This window comes from Azospirillum sp. TSH20 (assembly GCF_003115935.1).
GTDB lineage: Bacteria > Pseudomonadota > Alphaproteobacteria > Azospirillales > Azospirillaceae > Azospirillum.
The window spans coordinates 73,323-81,193 of sequence record NZ_LGQU01000053.1 but is presented as its reverse complement, the minus strand read 5'-3'; the positions used below and the strand labels follow the sequence as shown (position 1 = coordinate 81,193).

At 66.6% G+C, this 7,871-nt stretch carries 9 protein-coding genes; 4 read left to right on the top strand and 5 right to left on the bottom strand.

Annotated features, from left to right (window positions below):
• The 3 genes from TSH20_RS34650 to TSH20_RS15790 all read right to left on the bottom strand — a co-directional run.
• Positions 1-514: hypothetical protein (locus TSH20_RS34650; RefSeq protein WP_199232436.1), on the bottom strand; the 514-nt coding region annotated here is incomplete at its 3' end.
• 334 nt (positions 515-848) lie between these two features.
• On the bottom strand, positions 849-1,553 hold the full coding sequence (locus tag TSH20_RS15795; RefSeq protein ID WP_146205334.1) for a hypothetical protein: 705 nt from the start codon (positions 1,551-1,553) through the stop codon (positions 849-851).
• 128 nt (positions 1,554-1,681) lie between these two features.
• Positions 1,682-2,254, bottom strand: a complete 573-nt coding sequence (locus TSH20_RS15790; protein ID WP_109075631.1) for a GNAT family N-acetyltransferase — start codon at positions 2,252-2,254, stop codon at positions 1,682-1,684.
• 337 nt (positions 2,255-2,591) lie between these two features.
• Here TSH20_RS15790 and TSH20_RS15785 point away from each other — a divergent pair, with 337 nt between their 5' ends.
• The 4 genes from TSH20_RS15785 (at position 2,592) to glyS (ending at position 6,542) form a co-directional block, all read left to right on the top strand.
• On the top strand, positions 2,592-3,044 hold the full coding sequence (locus TSH20_RS15785; RefSeq protein ID WP_247871171.1) for a hypothetical protein: 453 nt from the start codon (positions 2,592-2,594) through the stop codon (positions 3,042-3,044).
• A gap of 125 nt (positions 3,045-3,169) precedes the next feature.
• Entirely contained in the window at positions 3,170-3,460 is a 291-nt protein-coding gene (locus TSH20_RS15780; protein ID WP_247871178.1) for a hypothetical protein, read from the top strand.
• Positions 3,461-3,553: 93 nt separating this feature from the next.
• On the top strand, positions 3,554-4,450 hold the full coding sequence (locus TSH20_RS15775; RefSeq protein WP_109075629.1) for a glycine--tRNA ligase subunit alpha: 897 nt from the start codon (positions 3,554-3,556) through the stop codon (positions 4,448-4,450).
• Positions 4,451-4,454: 4 nt separating this feature from the next.
• Entirely contained in the window at positions 4,455-6,542 is a 2,088-nt protein-coding gene (glyS, locus tag TSH20_RS15770) for a glycine--tRNA ligase subunit beta (RefSeq protein WP_109075628.1), read from the top strand.
• Positions 6,543-6,683: 141 nt separating this feature from the next.
• On the opposite strand, the gene TSH20_RS15760 is transcribed toward glyS, so the two are convergent.
• Entirely contained in the window at positions 6,684-7,325 is a 642-nt protein-coding gene (locus TSH20_RS15760) for a chemotaxis protein (protein WP_109075639.1), read from the bottom strand.
• Between the two features lie 5 nt (positions 7,326-7,330).
• Complete coding sequence (locus TSH20_RS15755) at positions 7,331-7,690, bottom strand: response regulator (RefSeq protein ID WP_109075627.1); 360 nt, start codon at positions 7,688-7,690, stop codon at positions 7,331-7,333.
• Between the last annotated feature and the right edge of the window lie 181 nt (positions 7,691-7,871).

Here is a 7,871-nt window from a genome sequence, read left to right as displayed (position 1 = left end):
CCGCAGGAGACGGTGCGCCTGCCGCAGCGAACCCGGCCATACCCGCAGCGCTGGCCGCAGGAGACGGTGCGCCTGCCGCAGCGAACCCAGCGGTGCCAGCAGCACCCGCCGCAGCAAACCCAGCCATACCCGCACCGCTGAAAGCAGGCGACGGAGCGCCAGCCGCGGCGAACCCGGCCATACCCGCAGCGCTGGCCGCCGGCGACGGTGCACCTGCGGCGGCGTGCCCGGCCATGCCTGCGCCGGCAAAGGAGGGAAGCGCGACGCCGGCCAGCGAAACAGCCGATGCCGCATTGGCAATCGATTCAGCGACCGTTGCGACACCGGTCTCGTTTGACAGGTTACCGAATGCCTCGGCCGCGGCAGAGCGTACATCCTCGGCCGTTATTCCGGCGAAACCGCTCTGCGCGAGAAGCGCTTGCTTGCCGGCAATATCCGACGTGTTCAACTGATCTCTAAATCCGCCATCGGTGGCGAGACGCTTTATAAGGTCAAGAGCCTGTTCGCTGGCCATTTGGCCCCTCCTGCAACGGGACTGCCAATTCGATTGTTACTATCGTTGAGCAACAGCTAAACCAATAGCATAGGCAATCGAGTTGTTTTCTACCAAAATCCGGCGGATTCCGATGAATCGCGCATAAATTTAATATTGGGCCGCTGACCAGTCAGGCGACGGAAACCGCACCGATCCGCAAAGAAAACGTCGCGCATTGATCCAATGCACCAAATGTTAAGAACGACACGCAGAGACAAAAACGGTCGCCGCGATAAACTAGTGTCAAAAACGGCAGGCCGACTGGAGCGACTCGGCATTGCTCCAGTCAGCCCGCCCATTACCGTTCCTGAATTCAGGCGGCCTTCTGATAAGCAGAGGCGGAGGCACCGCTGAAATTAGCGGTAAACGACGCCATCATATGGACATCGACCGTTTCAATCGCCGACGCGCTGGCAGCGACATGCAGCGGAGCGAGCGCGCGACCGTCGGCGGTCTCGATCGCAGACGCGCTCATCGCAACGTGCCGCGGAGCGAGCGCACGACCATCAGCCGTCTCGATCGCGGACGCGCTCATCGCAACGTGCCGCGGAGCGAGCGCGCGACCATCAGCCGTCTCGATCGCAGACGCGCTCATCGCAACGTGCCGCGGAGCCAACGCGCGACCATCAGCCGTCTCGATCGCAGACGCGCTCATCGCAACGTGCCGCGGAGCGAGCGCGCGACCGTCGGCGGTCTCGATCGCAGACGCGCTCATCGCAACATGCCGCGGAGCAAGCGCACGGCCGTCGGCCGTCTCGATCGCGGACGCGCTGGCGGCAACTTCGGTCACCATGCCTGCGCTCGGAGCGAGGTTGGAAGCAACGGCTGGAACAGCTTCAGCTTGCGTGCCGAAGACGTTTGCAGCAGCCGTGCGCATGTCGGACGCCGTCAGCGTTCCGAAGCCGCAACGCTGGAGAAGATCGCGCTTCCCCTGTGCGTCGAGCGATTGCAACTGGCTGCGAAAGCCATGGTCGGTAGCGAGGGACTTCAAGAGATCGAGAGCCGTCGAGTCGGCCATGTTCATCGCCTCCACAATTCATGCCGGCCAGTTCCAGCGGACATGACGACGGTACTGTGAAGCCTCAGCCTCGAACAAGCTAAAAAAGTTGCACAATGCGGGAATATTGCTACCGTCAGGCCATCGAATCAGTAAGCCCGACTCTGCAGCGACCGGACTGCTTGAGCGCGACCGCAGCCGAACCACTCCTCCCGGGTCTGGCGCCAGAAATCGGCCTCCGCCGGGACCATCGGTTCGGGCAGAAGACCCGACCCGCGGATCCGGGAACCAAGCCGGCGCGCCACGGCCTGCGAGGCCGCATTGTCCGGGTGGATCGAATGGACGACCTCGGTCCAGCCGAGATGGTCGAACACCCAGTCGATGGCCGCGACGGCACTCTCCATCGCATAGCCGCGCCCCCAGCACTCGCGTGGAAGAACCCAGCCAACCTCCGTCACCGGCCAGCCTTCCGGCACCCATGGGCCGACCCGCCCCACCCACCGGCCGCTGTCCTTCTCGATCACCGAAAACATGCCGAAGCCCTGGATCGCCCAGGCACCGGCCATGCCGACGAACCCCCGCCATGCCACGGATCGCGATTGCAGGCCGCCGATGAAGACGGTCGCCTGGGGATCGGTCATCATCGCAGCCCAGGCGTCGAAGTCCTCCGCTTGCGTGGGCCGAAGGATCAGACGCGCGGTTTCCAGAACCGGTTCACCCATGGATGCCACTATCGCCAATCAGAAAGCACCGCGAAGACGGAAAACCCAAGCCGGGAATATCCTTTGCAAGGAGCTGCGGCCTCGCGCGCAGATCAAGGATAATCGACAACCGAAAACACATGGCGGCACCGTGTCAGACAACGCATGGACGAATCATCATTCACAGGCATCAGCCGTCCGTCCAGAGCGAACTGTCGGTACTACCCCTTCATCTAAGCGGAACACCCTAGGCGTTCTGGGCTAGGGTGGCGGCGCGTCCGGCATCCCATATAGTAGCGCGCCTCCCGGTCCCGCGACCGTGGGAGGACAAGAAGAACGGACACAAGAACGGAGTACGATGATGTCGCGGTTTCGGATGGCGGTTCTGGCCCTGACGGCAATGAGCGGCGCAACCCTGGCCCTCACCGGCTTCAGCGGCGCCGCCGCAGCCCAGTCCAAGCTGGATTCCTCGGGCCAGCCCGTGTGGGACGAAAGCCATAACCAGCGTCCGACCGCGCCCAGCGACCGCGCGCTGGCGGCCGGGGTGGTGACCCTGCGCACGGCGACCTCCGCCCCCGGCCTGCTCGGCGTCTACGCCCGCAACGGCCTGCCCTTCGACATCGTGCTGAGCCGGGTCGACGCCACCCAGTGCGTCAACATCGTGCCGGAGGATTGCGGCCTGCTCGGCACCGACATCCGCGTCGCGACCGGCGCGGAGGTGCTGGTGCGCAGCGTGCGGCAGGCCGACATGACCCGCACCTACGGTGTCGTCCCGGTCTACAGCTGGCGCCCGGCGGTCGCCGCCAAGTAAAGCGGCCAGACGGGACCGCCGCCACCCGTGCGGCGGTCCCGCCCTTTCCATCTCCACCCTATTCTCTTGACTTCCCGTCGCCTGCGGGCTGAATGCCCGGGAGATCAGACGGGTTGCCGGCGATGATGTCCTTGTCCAAGATTATTCTCCTTGCGCTGGTGATCGGCGCGGTGTGGTTCGGCTGGCGCTGGGTCAACCGCGTGCAGGAAATCGGCCGCGCCCGCACCGCCGCCCGCCGCCAGGACGGCCCCAACCAATCCGGACGGCGCGATGCCGCATCCGGAGCCTCGACGCGCGACGCCGGCACCTACGCCGTGGAGGCGGAGGACATGGAGAAATGTCCGGAATGCGGCGCCTATGTCGCCCCCCGCTCCGCCGTGTCCTGCGGCCGCCCCGCCTGCCCCTACGGCCGCTGACGGCGGGAGCGGTCTGCCGCGCTGCGGCTTGATTTGACGGTCCCACCCGCCTATCGTGCGGCGCGTTTTCAACATTTCTATTGTGGACCGTCCATGGCCTCCCAGATCGGGACTTCCGACGGCGGAAACTCCGCCGACCGCCGCGGCCTGTCGTTCCAGGCCCTGATCCTCAAGCTCCACCAGTTCTGGTCGGAGCAGGGTTGCGTCATCCTGCAGCCCTACGACATGGAGGTCGGCGCCGGCACCTTCCACCCGGCGACCACGCTGCGTGCGCTGGGTCCCGATGCCTGGAAGGCGGCCTATGTCCAGCCGTCGCGCCGGCCGAAGGACGGCCGCTATGGCGAGAACCCGAACCGCCTGCAGCACTATTACCAGTACCAGGTCATCATGAAGCCCTCGCCGGCCAACGCGCAGGAGCTTTACCTGGACAGCCTGCGCGCCATCGGCATCGACCCGGCGCTGCACGACATCCGCTTCGTCGAGGACGACTGGGAAAGCCCGACTCTGGGCGCCTGGGGCCTGGGCTGGGAAGTGTGGTGCGACGGCATGGAAGTGACGCAGTACACCTATTTCCAGCAGGTCGGCGGCATCGAATGCGATCCGGTCGCGGTCGAGCTGACCTATGGCCTGGAGCGCCTCGCCATGTATGTGCAGGGCGTGGAGAATGTCTATGACCTGGACTTCAACGGCCAGGGCGTGAAGTACGGCGACGTCTTCAAGCGCGCCGAGGTCGAATACTCGAAGCATAACTTCGAGTTCGCCAACACCGACATGCTGCTCCAGCATTTCAAGGACGCCGAGGCCGAGTGTCAGGCGCTGGTGGCGCAGAATCTTGCGCTGCCCGCCTATGACCAGTGCATCAAGGCGTCGCATCTGTTCAACCTGCTGGACGCCCGCGGCGTGATCAGCGTTGTCGAGCGCGCCGCCTATATCGGCCGCGTGCGCACGCTGGCCAAGGCCTGCTGTGAAGCCTGGACGGGGGCGAAGTAATCCCATGACCGAACTCCTGATCGAATTCTTCTCCGAAGAAATCCCCGCCCGCATGCAGGCGCGGGCCGCCGACGACCTGAAGCGCCTCGTCACCGACAAGCTGGCGGCGAACGGCCTGACCTTCGCCAAGGCCGAAGCGCACTCCACCCCGCGCCGTCTGGCCCTGGTTGTTGACGGGCTGCCGGAGCGCACCGCCGACGTGCGCGAGGAGAAGAAGGGTCCGCGCGTCGGCTCGCCGGAGCAGGCGGTCGCCGGCTTCCTGAAGTCGGCCGGTCTCGACAGCCTCGACCAGTGCGAGCAGCGCGACACCGGCAAGGGCGTCTTCTACTTCGCAGTGACCGAGAAGAAGGGCCGCGAGACCGCCGAGGTGCTGGCGGAGATCATCCCCGCCGCCATGGCCGAACTGCCCTGGCCGAAGTCGATGCGCTGGGGCACCGGCACGGTGCGCTGGGTCCGTCCGCTGCACTCGATCATCGCCCTTTTCGGCGGACGCGTGCTCGACGGCGGCTATGACGTCGGCGGCACCCAGGGCCGCATCGCCTTCGGCAACGGCACGCGCGGCCATCGCTTCCTGGCGCCCGACGCCTTCACGGTCGAGAGCTTCGCCGACTACAAGGAGAAGCTGCGCGCCGCCAAGGTCGTGCTCGACCGCGAGGAACGCAAGGCCAAGATCAAGGCCGATGCCGAGGCGCTGGCCAAGGCCCAGGGCCTGACCCTGTCGCCCGACGACGCGCTGCTGGAGGAGGTCGCCGGCCTCGTCGAATGGCCGGTCGTGCTGATGGGCAGCATCGACGAGAGCTTCATGGACGTGCCGTCGGAGGTTCTCATCACCTCCATGCGCACCCACCAGAAGTATTTCGCCGTGCTGGACGCCGAGGGCCGGATGGCTCCGCGCTTCATCGTCGTGGCCAACACCGAGACGCTGGACGGCGGCAAGGCCGTGGTCGCCGGCAACGAGCGCGTTCTGCGCGCCCGCCTGTCCGACGCCAAGTTCTTCTGGGACCAGGATCGCAAGACCAAGCTGGAAGCCCGCGTCCCGGCGCTGGAGAAGATCACCTTCCACGCCAAGCTGGGTACGGTGGCCGAGAAGGTCACCCGGGTGCAGCTGCTGGCCGCCGAGATCGCCCGTGCCATCGGTGCCGACAGCGACGCCGCCAGCCGCGCCGCCCTGCTGTGCAAGGCTGATCTGGTGACCGAGGTGGTCGGCGAATTCCCCGAGGTCCAGGGGATCATGGGCCGCTACTACGCGCTGGGCCAGGGCGAGAGCGCCGACGTCGCCAACGCCATTGCCGATCATTACAAGCCGCTGGGTCCGTCGGACAGCTGCCCGACAGCGCCGGTTTCGGTTTCGGTGGCACTGGCCGACAAGATCGACACTCTGGTCGGCTTCTTCGCCATCGACGAAAAGCCGACGGGCTCGAAGGACCCCTATGCGCTGCGCCGCGCCGCGCTGGGCGTGATCCGGCTGGTGCTGGAGAACGGGCTGCGGGTGAAGCTGTCGGAGATTTTCGCTGCGGCCCATGGCGCCTACACGGTCAGCGGCTTCGCCCCGGCCGGCAGCGTCGGCGGCGACCTGATGTCCTTCTTCGCCGACCGCCTGAAGGTGGTGCTGCGCGAGCAGGGCGTCCGTCACGATCTGGTCGATGCCGTGTTCGCGCTCGGCGGCGAGGACGATCTGGTGCGGCTGCTGGCGCGGGTGAAGGCCCTGCAGGCTTTCGTCGGGTCCGACGAGGGCGCCAACTTGGCAGCGGCCTATAAGCGCGCGTCCAACATCGTGCGCATCGAGGAGAAGAAGGACGGCGCGAGCTTCGACCAGCCGGTCGATGCCGACCGTCTGGCCCAGGACGAGGAAAAGGCGCTGTTCGCCGCGCTGAATGAGGCCTCAGCCACCGCCAAGCCGCTGCTGGACGCGGAGGATTTCACCGGCACCATGGCGGCGCTGGCGAAGCTGCGCGGCCCGGTGGACGCCTTCTTCGACAAGGTGACGGTGAACGCGGAGGACAAGGATCTGCGCGCCAACCGCCTGCGCCTGCTGACGCAGATCCGCACGACGCTGAACGCGGTGGCCGACTTCTCGAAGATCGAGGGGTGAGGCTTGGGGGTGGGGCGTTAGCCCCCCACCCTGACCCTCCCCCGCTGGGCGGGGGAGGGGATAAGGGCTTGTTCGGAAAAGCAGCGGCAGTCCCTCCCCCGCCCAGCGGGGGAGGATAGGTGGGGGTCTAACCCCGCACCCTCACAACCCCGCCAAAGCCCGCCGGATTGCCTCGCGGAAGGCGTCCAGCGAGGCGATGTCCAGCAGGAACAGCGCGTGACCGCTGGCATCACCGGCAGCCAGCGCCATGTCGATGCGCACGAACAGCACTGGGTCGGTGGCGGACCCAATGACCGCCGCCGGCGCGCCGGTGCCATAGCCCGGAACCGCGCCCAACAATTCGCCGCCGATCAGGTTGGATAGGCTGGCGAGGCAGCCGTTCAGGATGATGTTGCCGATCTCGGTCAGCGCATCCTGTTCCATCTCGCCCGGCGCCTCGGCGGCGGGGTCGACGGGGACGAGGCGGCCGACCAGGGCCAGCGTGCCGCGTTCGGGGAAGATCAGCATCGCTTCGCCGGTGAAGGGGCCGGTGAAGGCGCCGCGCACGGCGCAGACCGGCTGGTCGCCCTCCAACTCGCCACCCACCTCGCTGGTGATGCGGGCGCGGGTCGACACCGCGAAGGACGGCACCGACAGATGCACCTCCTCCCCCAGCATGGAGCTGAGCGCGGCGGCCGGTTCGCCCATGCCGATGTTGAACAGCTCGGCGATGGCGTCGGCCTCGTCGGCGTCGAGACGGAGCGGGTCTTCCGATGCCGGGCCGGCGGATGTGGAGTCGGCCATCGGCGTCACTGCCCGGCCGCGGCGAGGAAGTCGCGGATCTTGTCCGACGTGATCGGCTTGGCGATGAAACGGACGCCCAGCGCCTCCGCCTTGCGCTTCAGCGTGTCCTGCACGTTGGCGGTCAGCAGGCCGATGGGCAGGCCGACGAAGCGCTCCTTCAGCCGCTCGGCCAGGGCCAGCCCGTCCATGCCCGGCATGTTGTAATCGACGATGGCGGCGACCGGCGGCACATCGCCGACGATCTCCAGCCCCTCTTCGCCGCTGGCCGCGGTGACGATGGTCCAGTCGGGCCGCAGAGAGGCGATGACGCTGGAGACCATGTTGCGCGCCAGTCGGCTGTCGTCGACGACGAGGATGCTGGTCATGCCGATACTTCCGTCCTAAAGGTTCCGTTCACACCTTGCGGGGTTCTTACCGCAAAGCGCCCCTGCCCACAACAGACGCTTCGCATCGGCCCCGACAACTTCAACCGCGATGGTCCTGCAATATATCAATGCTCAGCCGTGACTCCGCCGCTCCCGACGCGGTTCGCCCTTCGGCTCCGAT

Coding starts and splice junctions, on each gene's coding strand:
- TSH20_RS15795 (WP_146205334.1), bottom strand. CDS start 1,553: ATGGCCGACTCGACGGCTCTCGATCTCTTGAAGTCCCTCGCTACCGAC.
- TSH20_RS15790 (WP_109075631.1), bottom strand. CDS start 2,254: ATGGGTGAACCGGTTCTGGAAACCGCGCGTCTGATCCTTCGGCCCACG.
- TSH20_RS15785 (WP_247871171.1), top strand. CDS start 2,592: ATGATGTCGCGGTTTCGGATGGCGGTTCTGGCCCTGACGGCAATGAGC.
- TSH20_RS15780 (WP_247871178.1), top strand. CDS start 3,170: ATGTCCTTGTCCAAGATTATTCTCCTTGCGCTGGTGATCGGCGCGGTG.
- TSH20_RS15775 (WP_109075629.1), top strand. CDS start 3,554: ATGGCCTCCCAGATCGGGACTTCCGACGGCGGAAACTCCGCCGACCGC.
- glyS (WP_109075628.1), top strand. CDS start 4,455: ATGACCGAACTCCTGATCGAATTCTTCTCCGAAGAAATCCCCGCCCGC.
- TSH20_RS15760 (WP_109075639.1), bottom strand. CDS start 7,325: ATGGCCGACTCCACATCCGCCGGCCCGGCATCGGAAGACCCGCTCCGT.
- TSH20_RS15755 (WP_109075627.1), bottom strand. CDS start 7,690: ATGACCAGCATCCTCGTCGTCGACGACAGCCGACTGGCGCGCAACATG.